Genomic DNA, 19,873 nt, shown 5'->3' on the forward strand with positions numbered 1-19,873 from the left:
AATCCTGTTCTAATCTAAATAGTTAGAGCGTGATTTCATCTGAAAACCGCTCGCACGTTTCGCTAACAGAGGGCGTCGATTTCCTCGTTGGTCAGCGTATCCGGCAGCACGGTGACCGGGATCGGAAACGCCGCCGCGCGGCCGGCGACCGAGGAGACCAACGGCCCTGGACCTTCCTTCGCCGAACCGGCGGCCAGAACCAGGATAGCTACATCGCGGTCTTCCTCGATCACGGCATTGATCTGTTCGGCAGCACCGCCCTCGCGGATCACGACCTCAGGCTCGATGCCGATGGTTTCGCGCACGATCTGGGCGATCTTGGCAACGACCGCCTCGGCCTCTTCGCGCGCTTCGGCCCGCATGATCTCTTCGACGCCGAGCCATTGCTGGAAATCCCCATCCGGGATCACATAGAGCAGCACCAGCCCGCCATTAGAATTCTTCGCGCGCCGGCCGGCATAATGAACGGCGCGTTGGCATTCGGGTGTGCCGTCGATCACCGCCATGAATTTGCGGCGGTGACCTTCGAGCCGTGAGAGTCGCTTCGATACCATGGCGCGGACTCTGACACCCGAAGCGGAAAATTTGCAAGTCCAGTTTTTCCTCTTCCCTTATGGGAAGATCCTCCTCTCCCGCGACAGGGAGAAGAGGAGATTTACCTCAATAGAGGAAGCCGATGACGTCGCGCACTTGGCGCATCGTCACCTCGGCTCGCGCCCTTGCGCGCTCGCCGCCCTTGCGCAGGATCGCGTCGATATGGCTGGTATCGTCCATCAGCCGGCGCATTTCACCGGTGATCGGCGCCAGCACGTTAATTGCCAGGTCGACCAGCGCCGGCTTGAAGACGGAGAATTGCTGGCCGCCGAATTCGGCAAGCACGTCCGCCTTCGACTTGTCGGCGAGTGCGGCATAGATCGCCACCAGATTGTCGGCTTCCGGACGGCCCTGCAGCCCGTCGATCTCGCTCGGCAATCCATCAGGATCGGTCTTGGCCTTGCGGATCTTCTTCGAGATCGCGTCCTCGTCGTCCATCAGGTTGATGCGCGAGAGGTCGGAAGGGTCCGATTTCGACATTTTCTTGGTGCCGTCGCGCAGCGACATGACGCGCGGCGCCGGCCCGCCGATCAGCGGCTCGACCATCGGGAAATAGGCATGCACCGGCTCGTTGCCGACGGTAATGTCGACGCCGTAGCCGGTCCTGCTGATATGCTCGGCATAGTCGAGGTTGAACTTCATCGCGATGTCGCGGGCAAGCTCCAGATGCTGCTTCTGGTCCTCGCCAACCGGCACATGGGTGGCGCGATAGACGAGAATGTCGGCGGCCATCAGGCTCGGATAGGCGTAGAGGCCGAGCGAGGCCTGCTCGCGGTCCTTGCCGGCCTTGTCCTTGAACTGCGTCATCCGGTTCATCCAGCCGATGCGGGCAACGCAGTTGAAGATCCAGGCGAGTTCGGCATGCTGCGGCACGGCCGACTGATTGAAGACGATATGTTTTTCCGGGTCGATGCCGGCGGCGATGAAGGCGGCGGCGATCGAGCGCGTCTGGCTCGGCATGTCCTCGTGCACAAGCTGGGCGGTGAGCGCATGCATGTCGACGACGCAATAGATACAGTCATTGCCTTCCTGCAGCGCCACGAACCGGCGGATCGCGCCGAGATAATTGCCGAGATGCAGATTGCCGGTCGGCTGTACGCCGGAGAATACGAGTTTCTTGAATTCGCTCATGTCGTCCTCAATAGGCTGGTGGAGGGCCTACAGCGCCGCGCGTCTTTTCAGACGCGCAAAGGACGCTGTAACATTCTAAATTGCTGCATAATTCCTTAAGTCGCTTCCGACTTAAGGAATTATGCAGTGGGCTCTGCGCCCATGTTGCTAACGCGGCGGCTTATGCACGGCCGACCGGTCGCAATCAAGGGGTTCAGGCAGCAGTGTGTTGGATCAGATCGAAAGTGTTGCCGTAGGGATCCGCAAAGACCGCAACCGTGCCGTAAACCTCGTGACGCGGCTCTTCCAGAAAGCGCACACCGGCTGCCAGCATCGCGGCATGGTCGCGGGCGAAATCGTCGGTCTTCAGAAAGAAGCCGACACGCCCGCCGGTCTGATTGCCGATGGCCGTGCGCTGCGTCTCGTCTGCCGCCTGCGCCAGCAGAAAGGCGGCTCCATCCCCACCCCTCGGCTTCACCACCACCCAGCGCTTGCCCTCCGGCTGCGGCTCGTCCTGAAGGCAAGCGAAACCGAGGCCATCGCAATAAAAAGCCTTGGCGCGGTCGTAGTCGTCGACGACGAGGGTGACGAGGAAAAGAGACTGGATCGACATGTGCTGCCTCGCATTTGAGATGTTTATTCCAGTTGTGAGCAGCAATTCCCCGGATTTTAAGCCGAATTGATCAACTGTCTTACTCACAATTGAGTATAAAATTTCACAAAAAAGCTTTTTTTGAACCGAAAATCCTTCGCCTGGTGCCGGCGCCGATGGGGCTGCCGCGGTCGCCGATCGGAGAGACCATGCAGAACGCAATTTTGCTCACCCTAGCAGGCCTTTTCGCCTTTCAATCAGCAACGGGTGCCGTCGGTCAAGATATGAAAGGGCATGCCGTTCATCTTGCAAAACATCAGGCACGTCTCGCCTACACGGTCCAGACCGTCAGCGTTCGTGCCGGCTGCTTTCCAGGGCGCCTGCGAGCGGTCCTGTCGCATATTGCTGCGACGACCGGCCGACGCCCTGTGATCACCTCGGGCCACAGGCCGCATCCCCGCCGCCATGGGTCCCTGCATGGAAAATGTCTGGCGGCCGATATCAGGATGCCCGGCCTGTCGGAGCGCACGATCATTGCTGCCGCAAGAGGCGCACCGGGCATCGGCGGCATCGGCAGCTATTGCAACGGCATCATCCATGTCGACGTCGGACCGCAAAGGCGATGGGTGGATTGCTGAAGCAATTTCCGGGAAAGGGCGGCCTCAACCGTCCTTTGCCGGCGCCGGCTTGCGGTTCAGATTGCGCCGGATCATGCCGAGATTTGCCCCGCCGACCAGGAAGGCGGCGGCGAAATAGATCAGCATGGCGATCGCAATGAGCAGCCCGAGGGTGCCGATCTTGGTGAGAAGCGGCGCGCCGGAAGCAAGCGATGGCGCCCAATATTGCTTGAGGAAGACGATGGCAGCACCCATGATGGCGGCGGCAACGATCAGCAGGGCGGTGCGCTTTGCCAGCGCCCATTCCCATGTCAGGTGACCGCGGCGCAAAAGCGTGGCGAACAGCAGCACGGTGCTGATCCAGCCGGCGGTGGCTTCGGCAACCGCGATGCCGGGCGCGCCCATATAGGGAAAGAGGGTGAGCGCCGTGGCGCAGTTGGTCGCAACCGCGATGGCCGAAAAACGCATCGGCGTCTTGGTGTCTTCGCGGGCATAGAAACCGGGCTGCAGCGCCTTGATCAGCACGAAGGCCGGCAGGCCGATGCCGTAAATCGCCAGGATCGAGCCGACGACGGCGGTGTTCTCTTGATGGAAGGCGCCGCGCTCGTAGAGCACGCGGATGATCTCGTCGGAGAGGATCCAGAGCGCGAAGGCGGCAGGGATCGTCAGGAACAGCACGAATTCGATCGAGCGGTTCTGCAGGTTCCCGGCCTCGCGCAGGTTGCCTCCCTTCAGCGCCCGGGCCAGTTCCGGCAGAAGCACCACGCCGACGGCGACGCCGACGACGCCGAGCGGCAGCTGATAGATGCGGTCGGCATATTGCAGCGCTGCGATTGCGCCGTCGCGGGACGACGCGATCGCCTGGCCGATCAGCTGATTGATCTGGGTGATGCCGCCGGTCACCGCCGCCGGCACCGCCAGGATCAGCAGCCGCTTGACATTAGGCGTCATCTTCGGGAAGCGGAAGCCGATGCTCATGCCGGCCGCAAGCACGCCGACATAGACGACGGCAAGCTGCAGGACGCCGGCGGCAAGAACGCCCCAGGAGAGGTACCAGGCGGTCGCCAGCGGATCGGCGCCGGTATAGAGCGCATAAAACAACGCCCCGATCATCACCACGTTGAGGAAGACGGGCGCGATGGCGGCGGCGAAGAAATGATGCAGCGAATTCAGCATGCCGCTCATCATCGCCGTCAGCGACATGCACATCAGATAGGGAAACATCACCGCCGCCATGCGGATGGTGATCGAGAACTTTTCGGGATCGTCGGCAAAACCCGGCGCGATGACGAAGCGCACCAAGAGCGGCATGGCAAGCTCCATCACGATGGTGATGAGGAGCAGCACCGAAAACAGCACGCCGAAGACTTCTTCCGAAAAGCGCTTGGCGCCATCGGTGCCGTTCGCCTCGATCTCCTTGGCAAAGAGCGGCACGAAGGCGGCGTTGAAGGCGCCCTCGGCAAACAGCCGGCGGAAGAGATTCGGAAAGCGGAAGGCGGCATAGAAGACGTCGGCCATCGGTCCGGTACCGAGGGCCGCAGCCATCAGCGTTTCACGGGCGAAGCCGAAGATGCGGCTGCCGAGGGTGGCGCCGCCGACGGTCGCGAATTTCTTGACGAGGCTCATGCGTTGGGGCTCATGCGTTTAGGCTCATATGGGGGAACCGGCCTTCTTTTCGCTGGCAGGCGGGGTCCGGGCGGTGGCGGCGGGTGCGATGATGCCGGAGGGCATGCGCTCACGCAGCTCGTCTTCTTCCTCGGCCATGACGGCCTTCATTCGGGCGGTGATGTTGGCGCGCTTGCTGTCGCCGGATATTTTCTGGCCGACCAGATCGGTGACGTAGAAGGTGTCGATCACCTTCTCGCCGAAGGTGGTAATGCGGGCCGACTGGATGTCGAGCGACAGATCGGACAGCACGGCGGTGATCTCCGACAGCAGCCCCGGCCGGTCGAGGCATTCGACTTCGATGACCGTGAACTTGTTCGACAGGCTGTTGGTGATGTTGACCGACGGCGGAATGACGAAGGCCTTGCTCTTCTTGCGGTTGCGCGCGCGTGTGGCAATGACCTCGGGCAGGCGCTTGCGGCCGGACAGCACATCCTCGATCATCCGGCCGATCGTCGCAGCCCGGCGCAGTTCGTCGGCATCGTCGGTAAATTCGCGGCTGACGTGGATCGTGTCGAGCGCCCGCCCGTCCGACGTCGTGAAGATCTGCGCGTCGACGATGTTGGCCCCGGCCGCAGCACAAGCGCCGGCAATGACGGCGAGCAGTCGCGGATGGTCGGGCGACAGTACGGTGATCTCGGTGATCGCATGGAAACTGTCGGTGCGCACCGTGGTGGCGAGCGCCTGGCCCGCCTTATCGGATTGGCGGATGAAATGGGCGTGGCGGATCTGATCTTCCAGCGGCACGGAGAGCAGATAGGGCTGGTAGTGCAGCTTGGTATAGATATTGCGATCCTTCTGGCTCCAGTCGGCGAGCGCCGAATGCAGCGCGTCGGCAGCAGCGTTGGCCCGCTCCTTGCGGGAGACCTCCGAAAAGCCGCCGGCCAGCAGCAGCTCGGTTTCGTAATAGAGCGTGCGCAGCAGCTGGCCTTTCCAGCCGTTCCAGACGCCGGGACCGACGGCGCGGATATCGCAGATCGTCAGGATCAATAGCATCTTCAGCCGGTCGAGTGACTGCACGCGGTCGGCGAAATCGGTGATGGTCTTGCGGTCGGTGAGGTCGCGGGTCTGCGCCACCATCGACATGGTCAGATGTTCTTCGATCAGCCAGACGACGATTTCCGTCTGCTTCTGCGACAGGCCGAAGCGGGCGCAGAGCTTGCGGGCGACGCGGGCGCCGGCGATCGAATGATCCTCCTGGCGGCCCTTGGCGATGTCGTGGAGGAGGACGGCGACATAAAGCGCCTCGCGGTCCTCGATGCCGGGCATCAGCTTGTTGGCGAGCGGATGCAGATCCTCGGCGCGCCCCTTGTCGATCTCGGAGAGAATGTCGACGGTGCGGATCAGATGTTCGTCGACCGTATAGTGGTGATACATGTTGAACTGCATCATCGCGACGATCTTGCCGAATTCGGGAATGAAGCGGCCGAGCACGCCGGCCTCGTTCATCCGGCGCAGGATGAGCGCCGGATCCCGCTTCGACGTCAGGATCGACATGAACAGCCGGTTGGCCTCGTCGTTTTCCCGCAAGGCATTGTCGATCAAGGCGAGGGAACGGGTAACGCGCTTCAGCGCGTCCGGATGGAATTCCAGCCCGTTGATGTCGGCGACGTGGAAGAGCCGGATGATGTTGACCGGATCGCGCTTGAAGACCTCGGGGTCGGCGAGCGCAATGCGGCCGCGGTCTTCGACGAATTCGACGCTGCCGGCGATCTTGCGGTTGCGATGGGTGAAGCGGCTGATGACGCCGGTGAGGCCCGGGATCGACTTCGCCTGCTGGTCTTCAAGTGCGGCGCAGAGGATGCGCGTGAGATCGCCGACATCCTTGGCGACGAGGAAGTAGTGCTTCATGAAGCGCTCGACGGCCGAAAGGCCTGGGCGGGTGTGATAGCCGAAGGCTTCGGCGATCTCGCGCTGGATGTCGAAGGACAGGCGCTCTTCAGCCTTGCCGGTCAGGAAGTGCATATGGCAGCGCACCGCCCAGAGAAAATCGTCGGCTTTCTCAAGCAGGCGGTATTCGTGCTTGGAGAGCACCCCGAGCTTTATCAATTCCGCCTGGTCGCGCACGTGATAATAATATTTCGAGATCCAGAACAGCGTGTGCAGGTCGCGAAGCCCGCCCTTGCCTTCCTTGACGTTCGGCTCGACGAGATAACGCGTGTCGCCCGCCTTGCGGTGGCGCTCGTCGCGCTCGGCAAGCTTGGCGGCGATGAATTCGGGACCGGTGCCGGTGACGATCTCCTTGTCGAAGCGGGTCTCAAGCTCGGTTTCCAGCCGCTGCAGGCCGCAGATGTAGCGCATCTCCAGGATGGCGGTGCGGATCGTCATGTCGGATTTGGAGAGCGCGATGCATTCCTCCACCGTGCGGGTGGCGTGACCGACCTTGAAGCCCATGTCCCAGAGCACGTAGAGCATGAATTCGACCGCCTTGTGCGTCTCTTCCGCCGGCCTGGGCAGGAAGAGGAACAACAGGTCGATATCTGAGCCCGGCGCCAGCGTGTCGCGGCCATAGCCGCCGACGGCGGTGACTGCGAACTTGTCCTTCTGCTGCGGAAAGATATGGGCGGTGGCGAAATTGTAGAGGACGGTGGTGATCTGGTCCTGCAGCCAGGAAATCCGGTAGGCGCAATTGAGCCCGCCGCCGTCCGCCATAAGTGCCTCGCGCGCCTTCTGGCGGCCTTCCGTGCTCGCCTTCTTCAGCACCGCCAGAAGATCGGCGCGCAGGACGTCGGGTCGGTTGCGGTTGGCCTCGGCAACGGCGTCACACTGCTTCTGTAAGAGCTCGACGTCGAGGATATTGGAGAAATCGAGGTCGCGCATCGCTGTCGCCGGGGCGGTTTCCTGTTCATGCCGGGCTGCCGGTTCACGGCCTGCCGCTTGTTTCGTCTGCATGCGCTATAGCCCCTTTGCCCTACGATTGACACGGGCTTTCATACTGCAAGAACCTTTAAATTTGGCGAAATGGTGTTGGTTCGTTGCAAGATGCACCGGCGCTTTGACGCAAGGCGCCGGCCGCTCCGAAATCTTCAGGCTTTCCCGAAATCTTCAGCCGGCGGCCCGCGCATTCAGCAGATGCAGCACCTGCCGTGTCTCGCGCATGATCTCCTCGAGCGCCTGCCTGTCGCATTCGCGATAGCCCGCCTTGGCAATCGAGGTGCCGAGCTCCGAGATCGCAGCGCAGCAGCGGGTGATTTTCAGCATACCGATCGGCGACGTCCAGCCGCGGGCGTTGCGGTCCTTATCGGCGCGCCGCATCGTATCGAGCATGGAGCAGATGAGCGACAGGCGCTCGGTTTCGCGAACCAGTTTTTCCATGAACACGGCGCGCTACTCCTATTTCAGCTTCTTCTTGAGGTCGTAAAGCGCATCCATTGCCTCGCGCGGCGTCATGTCGTCAAGGCTCATCGCCTTCAGCGCCTCCTCGACCTTGGAGGTCCCGCGGGCCGTTTCCTCGCGGCGCACCGCCACCTGGAAGAGCGGCAGGTCGTCGATCAACTGGCTCGCCGGGTTCTTGCGGTCGGCATCTTCCAGGCGGGTGAGCACGTCGCGGGCGCGCGCCACGACCGAGGCTGGAAGCCCGGCAAGGCGCGCGACCTGGATGCCGTAGGAGCGGTCCGCCGCACCCGGCCCGACCTCGTGCAGGAAAATGACGTCGCCGTCCCATTCCTTGACGCGCATCGTCGCGTTCGACAGCCGGCCAAGCTTTTCCGAAAGTACGGTCAGCTCGTGGAAATGTGTGGCGAAGAGGCCGCGGCAGCGGTTGGCTTCATGCAGGTGCTCGACGGCCGCCCAGGCGATCGACAGACCGTCGAACGTGGCGGTGCCGCGACCGATCTCGTCGAGGATGACGAGGGAACGGTCGCTCGCCTGGTTGAGGATCGCCGCCGTTTCCACCATCTCGACCATGAAGGTCGAGCGCCCGCGCGCCAGGTCGTCGGAGGCGCCGACGCGCGAGAAAAGCCGGTCGACGATGCCGATATGGGCCGATGTCGCCGGCACGAAGGAGCCCATCTGCGCCAGGATTGATATCAGCGCATTCTGGCGCAGGAAGGTCGACTTGCCGCCCATGTTCGGGCCGGTCAGCAGCCAGATCGCCCCGTCCCGGTCGCCGGTCCTCGGCGACAGATCGCAATGATTGGCGACGAAGGGGCCCCCCGCCTGCCGCCGCAGCGCCTGCTCGACGACCGGATGGCGCCCGCCCTCGATGGCAAACATCTTCGAACCGTCGACCTGCGGGCGGCAATAGGCCTGCTCCTCGGCAAGCAGCGCCAGGCCGGCTGCGACGTCGATGACGGCAAGCGCCCGGGCGCCCGACTTGATCGCCTCGGCTTCTGCAACGACGGCCGCCGTCATCCTGTCGAAGGCTTCGAGTTCGATCGTCAGCGCCTGGTCGGCGGCGTTGGCGATGCGGCTTTCGAGATCGGCAAGTTCGGTCGTGGTGAAGCGCATGGCGTTCGCCATCGTCTGGCGGTGGATGAAGCGGGCCTTCGCCTCCGCCGTTTCCGTCATCGGCGAGGCATTGCCGGCGGTGACTTCGATGAAATAGCCGAGGACGTTGTTGTGCTTGATCTTCAGCGACCGGATGCCGGTCTCCTCGGCATATTGCAATTGCAGGCCGGCGATGACGCGGCGCGACTGATCGCGCAGTGCCCGGACCTCGTCGAGCTCGGCGCTGGCGCCGTCGCGGAGGAAGCCGCCATCGCGTTTCAAAAGCGGCAATTCGTCGGCGAGCGTTTCGGCAAGCAGCTTTTCCACTGCCGCGGGAAGGGCCTGTAGCCCGGATAGCGCCTGGCCGAGTTCTTCGGGCAGCATCGCCTCGCCGAGCATTGCCGCAACTCCGCCCGCCGCGTCAAGGCCTTGGCGGATCGCCCAGAGATCGCGCGGGCCGCCGCGGTCGAGCGCCAGGCGCGACAGGGCGCGCGGCATGTCGGGCACATGTTTCAGCGTGTCGCGCAGATTGCCGCAAAGCAGGGGTTCGTCGATCAGGAAGCCGATCGAATCGAGCCGCGCATTGATGCGGGCGGGGTCGGTCAGCGGCGACATCAGCCGTTCGGCAAGAAGCCTGGCGCCGCCGCCGGTGACGGTGCGGTCGATCGCCTTCAAGAGCGAACCGTTGCGATCGCCGGAAAGCGTGCGGGCAAGCTCCAGATTGGCGCGGGTGGCGGGATCGATGAACAGCGTCGAGGCTGCACTTTCCCGTTCCGGCTTTCCAAGCGGCGGCCGCTCGGCAATCTGCGTCTTCTCGACATAGGCGACGGCGGCCGCGGCCGCTGCCAGCTCGGCGCGTGAAAAGGTGCCGAAGCCGTCGAGCGTCGCGACGCCGAAATACCTTGCGATCCGGCCTTCGGCGCTGGCGCTGTCGAAGAGCACGGAAGGCTGCGGCACGGCTGTCCGGCCGAGCACGTCGAAGACCGGTTTGAGTTCGGGATCGTGGAAGATCGTGTCGGGCAGGATGAGTTCGCGCGGATCGATGCGCAGGATGTCGGCAAGCAGGCGCGAGGCTTCGGTCTCGGCAAGCCGGAAGACGCCGGTGGAAATATCGATCCAGGCAAGCGCCAGCAAGGCTTCGCCGCTGCCGCGAATGCGGGTCAGCGCCATCAGATAGTTTGATTCCGAGGGCGAAAGCAGCTTTTCCTCGGTGATCGTGCCTGGAGTGACGAGGCGGACGACGTCACGCTTGACGACGGATTTCGCGCCGCGTTTTTTTGCTTCGGCCGGATCCTCGATCTGCTCGCAGACGGCGACGCGGAAGCCGAGCGAAATCAGCTTCTGCAGATAATCGTCGGCCGCATGCACCGGAACGCCGCACATCGGGATATCCTGGCCCATGTGCTGGCCGCGCTTGGTCAGCGTGATGCCGAGCGCGCGTGAGGCTTCCAGCGCATCCTCGAAGAACAGCTCGTAGAAATCGCCCATGCGATAGAACAGCAGCGAACCCGGATTGTTCGCCTTGATCTCGATAAATTGCTCCATCATCGGCGTCGCCGAGGCACGGCTTTCCGCCGTGGCGAGCTCGGCAGCCGAAAAGGCTTCATTCCCTGTGTCTATTCGTGCGTTCACGGAGGTGGAGTTTTTCCCAAAAAAACAGGTGCCAACCCTATCCGCGCGCCGCTATAGATGACAACAGCATTTGAGGAAGAGCAAAGCGTCGCCCACAGGACGTTGGAGGATTTATGCCCGATATCGATAAGAAGGACCGGCCGGTGACCTCGGTTACCGACCAGGAGGCGCTCGATTTCCACGCAATGGGCCGGCCCGGCAAGCTGGAGATCAACCCGACAAAGCCGATGGCGACGCAGCGTGACCTCTCGCTTGCCTATTCGCCGGGCGTTGCCGTGCCCGTGAAGGCGATCGCCGCCGATCCGCAGACCGCCTATGATTACACGGCGCGCGGCAATATGGTCGCCGTCATTTCCAACGGCACGGCAATCCTCGGCCTTGGCAATCTCGGCGCGCTGGCGTCGAAGCCCGTCATGGAAGGCAAGGCGGTGCTGTTCAAACGCTTTGCCGATGTCGATTCCATCGACCTCGAGATCGATACCGAAAATGTCGACGAGTTCATCAACTGCGTGCGCTTCCTCGGTCCTTCCTTCGGCGGCATCAACCTTGAGGATATCAAGGCGCCGGATTGTTTCGTCATCGAAAGCCGGCTGCGCGAGCTGATGGACATTCCCGTCTTCCATGACGACCAGCATGGAACGGCGATCATCGCCGCCGCCGGCCTGATCAACGCGCTGGAGCTGACCGGCCGCGACCTGAAGACGACGAAGCTCGTCTGCAACGGCGCGGGTGCGGCGGCGATCGCCTGCGTCGAACTCATCAAGGCGATGGGTTTTGCGCCCGAGAACGTCATCCTCTGCGATACCAAGGGCGTCATCTACCAGGGCCGCACCGAGGGCATGAATCAGTGGAAATCGGCGCATGCGGCAAAGACCGACACGCGCACGCTGGAAGAGGCGATGAAAGGCGCGGACGTCGTTTTCGGCCTGTCGCAGCAGGGCGCGTTTTCGGCCAAGATGATCCGCTCGATGGCGGAGCGGCCGATCATCTTCGCCATGGCCAATCCCGATCCCGAGATCACGCCGGAAGAGGTGGCTCGCATCCGCGACGACGCCATCATGGCGACGGGCCGTTCGGACTATCCGAACCAGGTCAACAACGTCCTCGGCTTTCCCTATATCTTCCGCGGCGCTCTCGATGTCCGTGCCTCGACAATCAACGACGCGATGAAGATCGCCGCCGTCAATGCGCTGGCAAACCTTGCGCGCGAGGACGTGCCCGATGACGTCGTTGCCGCCTATCAGGGCAACCGGCCGCGTTTCGGCTCGCAATACATCATCCCCGTTCCCTTCGATCCCAGGCTGATCTCCGCTATCCCGGTGGCGGTCGCGCAAGCCGCGATCGAAAGCGGCGTCGCCCGCAAGGTCATCACCGACATGGCCGGTTATGCCCGCGAGCTTTCGGCGCGCCGCGATCCGATCGCCTCGACGCTTGCCAGCCTTTACGAGCGCGTCCGGCGCCGTCCGAAGCGCATCGTCTTTGCCGAGGCCGAGGAAGAGCAGGTCCTGCGTGCGGCGATGTCCTATGCCAACCAGCAGCTAGGCACTGCCATCCTGCTCGGCCGCGAGGACCTGATTCGGGCAACGGCCGAACGCGCCGGCATCGATCTCAACCGGCCGGGCCTCGAAATCGTCAATGCCCGGCTTTCGACCCGGGTCGAGGCCTATATCGATTATCTCTATGCCAGGCTGCAGCGGCGGGGTTATCTCCACCGTGACGCCCAGCGGCTGATCCACAACGACCGCAACCATTTCGCCGCCACCATGGTGGCGCTCGGCGACGCCGACGGCATGGTGACGGGCATCACCCGAAACTATTCGACGGCGCTCGAAGATGTGCGCCGCTGCATCGACGAGAAGCCAGGCCACCGCGTCATCGGCGTATCCTTGGCGCTCTGCCGCGGCCGCACCGTCTTCGTTGCCGATACGGCGGTGCACGACATGCCGACGGCCGAGGAGCTTGCCGATATCGCCGAGGAAGCTGCGGGTCTCGCGCGGCGCATGGGTTATCCGCCGCGTGTCGCCCTGCTGGCCTATTCCACCTTCGGCCATCCTTCGGGCGAACGCTCCGAGCGGGTGCGCGAGGCGGTGAAGATCCTTGACAAGCGCCGCGTCGATTTCGAATATGACGGTGAGATGGCCGCCGACGTTGCTCTGAACCGCAAGGTGATGGAGCAATATCCCTTCTGCCGCCTCTCCGGCCCGGCCAACGTCCTCGTCATGCCGGCCTTCCACTCGGCCTCGATCTCGACCAAGATGCTGCAGGAGCTCGGCGGCTCCACGGTGATCGGCCCGATCCTCGTCGGTCTCGACAAGCCGGTGCAGATCACCTCGATGGGCGCCAAGGACAGCGACATCGTCAACATGGCGGCGATCGCCGCCTACGGGGCGGGTTCGTAAACTCCTCCGGTCGACACTATGAGACGGCATCTTGTGCCCGGCCGACGACACGTCGGCCAGGCACAAGTTTTTTGCGGTTTTGCGTCCGGAGCATGAAAACAAAGAAATAGAGCACTTCCGTGATTCGAAGAAAAACGGAAATGCTCTAGGTTGCAGATAATGAACTGCCGAAGTCGCGAACGATGAAGAGCAGCGATGCTAGCTCTTAGCTCGCGAAGCGGCCGGCATCGGCGCCGTAATAATTCAGGTAACGGTCCGAGATGCTGGAGATCGGCAGCACGATTAGCACGTCGGTCGTGTTGAAGGCATGATCGATGACCGCGCTGGAGCCGACCATCGCGCCGAGGCGGAGATAGCCCTTGATCAACGGCGGCAGGGCCATCAACGCCCGCTTCGGATTGATGGCTTCGATCGGCATCAAGTCCATGTTGCGGGCGAGATCCGGCAGCGCCCCGACGGCCCATTCGTCCTTCGCCAGCACGTTGTGGTAGAGAAAGGACAGCGCCAGCGCATGGCTTTCGAGATAGACGCCGGGGAAAGAGGCGCAGCCGAACATGGCGCTGACGCCGTGCTTCAGCGCATAGGCCCAGTTGCCCTGCCACAGAAGCTCGACGGTGCGCTTGGTGCGGTATTCCGGCAGCACGCAGGAGCGGCCGAGCTCCATGAAGCGCTTGTCCGGATGTTTGGCAATAAGGCCCTCGATTTCGAATTCGGAAGCCGAGTAAAAACCGCCATTGGCGATGGCGACATCTTGACGCAACAGCCTGTAGGTGCCGACGATCTGGTCTTCGGGGTCGCCCTCGATCGAGCGGTCGAGAACCAGAAGATGGTCGCAGACAGCGTCATAGGCGTCGACGTCACGCTGCCGGCGCATGGCATCCAGCGGCAGCTGCGCCTTCATTTCGTCGACGAAGACGCGGTAGCGCACGGCCTGGGCGGCATCGATCTCGCGTGCCGTGCGGGCAAGGCGGGTCTCCAGATTGCCGATACGGCCGAGGATATCGCCGTCCTTCTGTACAGCAGCCGTCGAGGGCGGTGCAGCCTCCGCGGTGGTGTCACGATTCAGGATGTCGATGGCGGACATGACGATTCTCCCGTTGCCGGCTTATCGACGCCATAAAACACTTCTCTACGACAGGAAAGTGACATTTTGAATTTCCCGGCGCAAGAAACATGCCGGTTCCCGAGGCGCTCACCGCGCCTCTGCCCGGCGGGCGGAAAGGGCGGCGACCGCTTGAACTTCGGTCAGCAGCCGCACCGGATCGACCGGCTTTACCATGACGCGGTTGGCGCCGTTGAGCAAGACCTGGCGGCGCGATTCGTCACTCTTGTCGGCCGTCAGCACGATCACCGGCACCGAGGCGAGATCGAGCCGCCGCTCATGGCCGCGCAGGCGTCCCAGCATGTCGATGCCATTGCCGCCAGGCATCGAGAGGTCGCTGATGATGATATCGGGCCGAGCATTCGCCTCGCAGAGCGCGTAGTCGAGCAGGGTCTCGAAATCCTCGACATGGCGCACCTTATGCCCGCCCTTTTCCAGGACGACGCGCACCAGCATGGCATTGATCGGATCGTCCTCGCCGAGCAGGATGCTGAGCCCGCTGGCGGCAACCAGCGTCTCCGCCACCGAAAGGCTGAAGCCCGGCTGGTTGTCGTTCAGCGCGTCACGCTTCTCCATGCCGCGCATGCGCCCGCGCAGCACGTCGATCAGCGACTGTTCGCGCAGCGGCCGGATCAGCCAGGCATCGAAGAGGTCGAGCGGATGGGCGCTACGCTCTTCCGGATTGACGAGCAGCACCTTGCGCAGACCAAGGGCGGCGATTTCGGCGCGATCGGCAAGATGGGCGGAAAATTCCGCCGACATCCGATGGTCGATGATGATATCGGTCGGCCGCCGCCCGCTCTTTACCAGCCCAAGCAGTGTTGCCCGCGCCGTCTCGCCGTCGCCGACAAGATGGCAGAGGCCGCCGAGCGTGGTGATCGTTTCGGCGATGGCGGTGCGCGCCGCACCTGCCGGCGCCAGCAGCACGACGCTGTTGCCTGAAAGCAGCGTGTTTCGCCGGTCGGGGCGCTCGCTGTCGATATCGACAGGGAAGCGGATGGTGAATTCGCTGCCTCGGCCCTTTTCGCTGGTAACCGTCAGCGCGCCGTTGAATTCGCGCATGATGCGGGCGGAGATGGCAAGGCCGAGGCCGGTCCCGCTGCTCTTGTCGACAACGCTGCCACCCTGCTCGAACTCGCCGAAGACGCGCGCCTGCTCCTCCGCCGTCATGCCGGGACCGCTGTCGGTCACGGTGATCGACAGGTCGTCGCCGTCGAGCGACACGCGGATGAAGACGCCGCCGACCTGGGTGAACTTCACGGCATTGCCGATGACGTTGAACAGAACCTGGCGCAGCCGCGCCGGGTCGAAGCTCATATTTTCGGGCACGTCGGAGGACACGGTGGCGCCGATCTCGATACCCTTTTCATGCGCCCGGTGGGCGAGCATCTCGACGACGCTTTCCAGAAGCTTGCGCAGCGATTCCGAGCGCGGGTGCAGCGCGAAGCGGCCGACTTCGATGGTGGAGAAATCGAGCAGATCCTCGACGAGCTGCGTCAATGCGTGGCCGGACTGGCGGATGTTGGCGAGATAGTTTTGCTGCTCCTGCGTCAGCCGCGTTTCGGCGATCAGATGCGTCATGCCGAGGATGCCGGAAAGCGGCGTGCGCACCTCGTGGCTGACGGTGGCAAGCAGCCTCGATTTGGCGGCGCTGTTATATTCGGCCTTCTGGCGGGCCTCCTCGCGGCCCTGCGCGATCAGCCGCTCGTCGGTGACGTCGCGGGCAACGCTCTGCAGCAGCAGGCGGCCGTTCGCCGGGTCGCGGGTAACGACGTCACGCCAGAGGAAGATGCGCTGGCCCTCCGGCGTCGAGATCTCGACATCGTAGCAGTGCGGTATCGGACCGGGGCGGAAGGCAAGGCCGATCTCCTCGCAGGTTTTTCCTTCCGGGCGCAGCCGCCCGGTCAGGCGGCGAAACGTGTCATTGGCGGAGATGATGCGCCGGTCCATGGTGCGGCTGACCGTGATGTCGCCGAGCACGTCGTGCACGTCGGCAAACAGCTTTGCGCCGCCATTCTCATCCGGCTTGGATTGGCCGGGGCGCTGCCCGGCCTTGCGCGAGCGAACCATCAGCAGGGCATAACTGGCGATGACGGCAAGGCCAAGAACGACGAGACCGCCCGAAAGCAGCAGCGGATCGCCGGCATGGGCAAGCAGCATCAGGATCGTTGCGGCAAGAAGGCCGGCGCCGCCAAGCCAGTAGAACAGCAGGCGCCGTGTCGGTGCAGGTCCGCCCTGGCGGTCATCGGCGCCCCGGGGTGCCGGTGCGTTCGGTCGTGCGAAGACCGCCTCCATCCGCTTCTCATGCGGCTTGGCGGCGGGTCCACCGAAGGCGGCGGACAATCTTTCCTGCAACTGTCCCAGGTTCTGCATGCTATCTGGATAACATGAGGCCCGTTCCGAATGCCTTCAGGATTTCGATAAGATTTTAGCGGCTGGCCTTTTTCGGCAGTAGCAGCTCATCGAGAATGACGCAGCCGGCGCCGATGGTGATGAAACTGTCGGCGAGATTGAAGACCGCGAAGGACCAACTCTCAGTGTAGAAAAGAATGTAATCGATCACATGCCCATAGGCGAAGCGGTCGACGAGATTGCCGATCGCGCCGGCGATGATCAGCGCATAACCGAGATGGGCGATCCAGCGATCCTTCGCCGTGCGGTACCACAGCCAGATGACGAAGGCGACGATGATGAGCCGCATGCCGACGATGAACCAGCCGTCCATGCCCGACAGCATCGAAAAGGCGACGCCGAGATTGTAGGTGCGGTAGAGCGCCAGCATCGGAACGACGGGCACGGCCTCCTGAAGCGGCAGGTAATGATCAACGGCGATCTTGACGGCCTGGTCGATGAGAACGGCGACGACGATGAAGAAGAGGATCGGCGCCGGGCGCGAAAACAGCGCCGGGCGTGCATGCGTCTGTTCGGTCATTTGCCCTCGGCAAGTGAGAGGAGATGGCGGCGTGCCTCGAAAAGCATAACGGCGGTGGCGACGGCGAGGTTCAACGAATCGGCGCGGCCCTGCTGTGGAATGCGGGCAAGCGCGTCGGCTTCCCTGGCCAGCTGCTCCGGCAGGCCGGATTGTTCGTTGCCCATCAGGAGCACGACGGGCTTTTTTCGGTAGTCGATCGTCCGGTAATCGACCGCGCCTGCAAGATGCGTCGCGACGACGGAAACGCCAGCCGATTTCCGCCAGGCGATGAATTCCTCGGGTGTCGCCCGCGCGACCGGAACGGCAAAGACCGAGCCCATGGTGGCCCGCACGGTTTCGAGCGAGAAGGGATCGGTCGTTTCTCCGAGAAGTATGATGCCGGAAGCCCCCGCCGCATCGGCCGTGCGGATGATGGTGCCGAGATTGCCGGGGTCGCGCACCCGGTCGAGCGCCACCCATGTCTCGCCGTCGCTCAGTCGAATACCCTTGAGCGGCGTCCAGCGCTGCTCGAAGATGCCGACGACCATCTGCGGGTTGTCGCGGCGGGTGATCGAGGCGATCACCTTTTCGCTGACCTCGAGGACCAGCCCGCCCGAGGCGACGGTCTTTGCCGCCATCTGCTCGACCAGCGGCTTGCCCTTGGCGGCCTTGGCATAGACCAGCGTGCGGATCGCCCAGCCGAGTTCGATCGCATCGATGACGAGCTTCAGTCCTTCGGCCAGGAAAGTACCGCTTTCCTCGCGCGACTTCTTGTTCGTCAGCGCCTTGATGTCCTTGATGATCGGATTGGCGAGCGAAGTGACTTCCTTCACCTGCCCGACCCTGCGCGGTCCCTGATCGTGGAAGTCCTTGCTCATTTCGGCACCCAGCGGGAAAAGAGGGAGGTGGAAAGCGCGCGGCCCTGCGTCTTGCCGTCGGTGCCCGCCTCGCGGATCACCAACTCGCCGGATTCGACCACACCGCCGGCGCCACGCATCGTCTCGCGCATCAACTCATGGATCGAATAGAAGCTGGCGCGGATCGAATAGGCCGTCAGCACCAGGCCCACGGCCTTCGGCGACAGGATCTCGCGGCAGACGTCGAGCATCAGGGGCAGATGCTCGAAGAGATGCCAGACTTCGCCATTGGGGCCACGGCCGAATTTCGGCGGATCGGTGAGGATGATGTCGTATTGGCTGCCGCGGCGTTCCTCGCGCAGGATGAATTTCATCGCATCCTCGCAGATCCAGCGGATCGGCAACTTCTCCATGCGCCCGAGCGCCTGGTTTTCCCTTGCCCAGCCGATCGCCTTCTTCGAGGCGTCGACATGGGTGACCTCGGCGCCGGCTGCGGCGGCAACCAGCGAGGCGACGCCGGTGTAACCGAAGAGGTTCAGCACCTTCAGCGGCCGGCCGGCCTTTTCAACCTGCTCTTTCATCCAGCTCCAGTGGACAATCTGCTCCGGGAAGACGCCGACATGACGGAAGGAGGTGAAGCGGCCGAGAAAATCGACACCGAGCAGATTGAGCGGCCAGGTCTCGCCAAGCGCCTCCTTCGGAAAGCGCCAGCGGCCGGCGCCTTCCTCGTCGGTATCGCCGGTGAAGGCGGCATCGACCTTTTCCCAGATATGGGCGGGCAAAGAAGGCCGCCACAGCGCCTGAGCTTCCGGACGGATGATGCGATAGGGGCCGTATTGCTCGAGCTTTTCACCGTTGCCGCTGTCGATCAGATGGAAGTCGCCGGCCCCGAGCGATTCGAGGATGACGGGCACGCGCTCAGTTGGACGCTCGCCGCTGCGTGTCATCAAAGGACGCACGACGGCGGCCGGCACAGCGGCCTCGCGGCTTGCCGCCGGCTGCGCGACCGGCTTCGGCGGCCGGCCTGCCCGATCGTCCCTGCGGCTTTCACCGGAAGGACCTGATGTTTTCTTCTGGCCCGGCCGGCCTTCTCTCTGTTTCAACGTGCTCTTCCGCGTCTCTGTCGGGGTGTGGTATCGGCTTTGTCCGCTGCAGCGCCGCGCGTCTTTTGAAACGCGCAAAGCACATTGCGGCACTTTGAATATGCAGTAGCCCAGAAAAGCGGGGCGGATCAACTGCACCGCCGGCCAAGCCCGGACAAGCGGCAAGGGTTCTCCCGGCGCGGCGCCTATTTCAAGCCTTCGGAGGCCTGTGTGCGAAGCCAGCTTTCCGCCGCATAAAGGGCCGCGACATGCATCGACTGCATGATGACGGCGCCGGACTGCAGGTCGCCAAGGATGGCAGCAAGATCCGCAAACAGCAGGTCGACCTTCTCTCCGGGGTCGAAAGACGGTTCGCCGGCCCGGCTGAGACCAAGCGCCAGCCAGCTCGTCACCACGTTGCTCTGGCTGGCGGCATTCGGATAGGAGGTGAGCAGCTTGACGAAGGTCGAGGCCTCATAGCCGGTCTCCTCCCGGAGTTCGCGCCGGGCCGCTGCCATCGCCGCATCGCCGGTCTCGCTGTCGCCGGGTTCGAGGCTGCCGGCGACCAGACCGAGCACGATCTCGCCGCGGCCGTGCCGGTATTCCCGCGTCAGCAGCACGTGCCCGTCAGGCATCACAGGGATGACGTTGATCCAATCGGGATAATCGAGCACATGGAAGGGCGCGACGACGGTTCCATCGGCGGTGACGCAATCGTCGCTCCGGACCCGGATCCAGCGATCCTCATAGGTGATGCGGCTTGCTGTCACGCTCCAGGGCTTCAGTTCGTCGTTCATCGGCCCATCCCTCATGTGTCAGATCGGAACCCGGCAGATAACATTCCGTCCCGCCTTGGCAAAGCGCTTTCGCACTGGGATAAGATG

Annotated in this window: 15 protein-coding genes; 2 read left to right on the forward strand and 13 right to left on the reverse strand. The window is 63.3% G+C overall.

The features are described from left to right. Window positions 1-62: 62 nt before the first annotated feature. The 3 genes from RLCC275e_RS00135 to RLCC275e_RS00145 all read right to left on the reverse strand — a co-directional run bounded on the left by RLCC275e_RS00135 (window position 63) and on the right by RLCC275e_RS00145 (window position 2,317). On the reverse strand, window positions 63-554 hold the full coding sequence (locus RLCC275e_RS00135) for a universal stress protein (protein ID WP_003544884.1): 492 nt from the start codon (window positions 552-554) through the stop codon (window positions 63-65). Window positions 555-660: 106 nt separating this feature from the next. Next, window positions 661-1,725 carry a tryptophan--tRNA ligase gene (gene trpS / locus RLCC275e_RS00140; RefSeq protein ID WP_003544886.1) on the reverse strand — a complete coding sequence of 355 codons (1,065 nt, stop codon included), beginning with the start codon at window positions 1,723-1,725 and terminating at the stop codon, window positions 661-663. A 193-nt stretch (window positions 1,726-1,918) separates the two neighbouring features. Continuing rightward, window positions 1,919-2,317, reverse strand: coding sequence for a VOC family protein (locus RLCC275e_RS00145; protein WP_033181302.1), 399 nt, complete (start codon window positions 2,315-2,317; stop codon window positions 1,919-1,921). Between the two features lie 188 nt (window positions 2,318-2,505). Here RLCC275e_RS00145 and RLCC275e_RS00150 point away from each other — a divergent pair, with 188 nt between their 5' ends. After that, window positions 2,506-2,934: a YcbK family protein gene (locus tag RLCC275e_RS00150; protein WP_033181769.1), complete on the forward strand. Its 429-nt coding sequence runs from the start codon at window positions 2,506-2,508 to the stop codon at window positions 2,932-2,934. Window positions 2,935-2,958: 24 nt separating this feature from the next. Here RLCC275e_RS00150 and murJ read toward each other — a convergent pair whose 3' ends face one another. The 4 genes from murJ to mutS form a co-directional block, all read right to left on the reverse strand. Next, window positions 2,959-4,539, reverse strand: coding sequence for a murein biosynthesis integral membrane protein MurJ (murJ, locus tag RLCC275e_RS00155; protein WP_003556059.1), 1,581 nt, complete (start codon window positions 4,537-4,539; stop codon window positions 2,959-2,961). A 24-nt stretch (window positions 4,540-4,563) separates the two neighbouring features. Next, entirely contained in the window at window positions 4,564-7,470 is a 2,907-nt protein-coding gene (locus RLCC275e_RS00160; RefSeq protein WP_033181304.1) for a [protein-PII] uridylyltransferase, read from the reverse strand. 153 nt (window positions 7,471-7,623) lie between these two features. Beyond that, window positions 7,624-7,899 carry a hypothetical protein gene (locus tag RLCC275e_RS00165; protein ID WP_033181305.1) on the reverse strand — a complete coding sequence of 92 codons (276 nt, stop codon included), beginning with the start codon at window positions 7,897-7,899 and terminating at the stop codon, window positions 7,624-7,626. 12 nt (window positions 7,900-7,911) lie between these two features. Continuing rightward, the gene (mutS, locus tag RLCC275e_RS00170; RefSeq protein ID WP_033181306.1) at window positions 7,912-10,638 is read right to left on the reverse strand and encodes a DNA mismatch repair protein MutS; all 2,727 of its coding nucleotides are present in this window, start codon (window positions 10,636-10,638) and stop codon (window positions 7,912-7,914) included. 113 nt (window positions 10,639-10,751) lie between these two features. Between mutS and RLCC275e_RS00175 the strand changes: the two genes are divergently transcribed. Next, complete coding sequence (locus RLCC275e_RS00175) at window positions 10,752-13,037, forward strand: NADP-dependent malic enzyme (protein WP_033181307.1); 2,286 nt, start codon at window positions 10,752-10,754, stop codon at window positions 13,035-13,037. A gap of 205 nt (window positions 13,038-13,242) precedes the next feature. Here RLCC275e_RS00175 and olsB read toward each other — a convergent pair whose 3' ends face one another. From olsB to RLCC275e_RS00205, 6 genes are all read right to left on the reverse strand, one after another. Next, entirely contained in the window at window positions 13,243-14,121 is an 879-nt protein-coding gene (olsB, locus tag RLCC275e_RS00180; RefSeq protein WP_033181308.1) for a l-ornithine N(alpha)-acyltransferase, read from the reverse strand. Window positions 14,122-14,229: 108 nt separating this feature from the next. Beyond that, window positions 14,230-16,512, reverse strand: a complete 2,283-nt coding sequence (locus RLCC275e_RS00185) for a PAS domain-containing hybrid sensor histidine kinase/response regulator (RefSeq protein ID WP_033181309.1) — start codon at window positions 16,510-16,512, stop codon at window positions 14,230-14,232. Between the two features lie 55 nt (window positions 16,513-16,567). Next, window positions 16,568-17,071 carry a signal peptidase II gene (gene lspA / locus RLCC275e_RS00190; protein ID WP_012755795.1) on the reverse strand — a complete coding sequence of 168 codons (504 nt, stop codon included), beginning with the start codon at window positions 17,069-17,071 and terminating at the stop codon, window positions 16,568-16,570. Next, entirely contained in the window at window positions 17,068-17,928 is an 861-nt protein-coding gene (locus RLCC275e_RS00195) for a TrmH family RNA methyltransferase (RefSeq protein ID WP_033181310.1), read from the reverse strand. Before RLCC275e_RS00195 ends, lspA begins: the two co-directional genes overlap by 4 nt. Next, complete coding sequence (locus RLCC275e_RS00200) at window positions 17,925-19,010, reverse strand: class I SAM-dependent methyltransferase (protein ID WP_033181311.1); 1,086 nt, start codon at window positions 19,008-19,010, stop codon at window positions 17,925-17,927. The genes RLCC275e_RS00195 and RLCC275e_RS00200 overlap by 4 nt, the downstream gene beginning before the upstream one ends. 185 nt (window positions 19,011-19,195) lie before the next feature. Continuing rightward, window positions 19,196-19,786: an NUDIX hydrolase gene (locus tag RLCC275e_RS00205; protein ID WP_033181312.1), complete on the reverse strand. Its 591-nt coding sequence runs from the start codon at window positions 19,784-19,786 to the stop codon at window positions 19,196-19,198. Between the last annotated feature and the right edge of the window lie 87 nt (window positions 19,787-19,873).

The sequence above is a fragment of the Rhizobium brockwellii genome, assembly GCF_000769405.2.
Taxonomy (GTDB): Bacteria; Pseudomonadota; Alphaproteobacteria; order Rhizobiales; family Rhizobiaceae; genus Rhizobium; species Rhizobium brockwellii.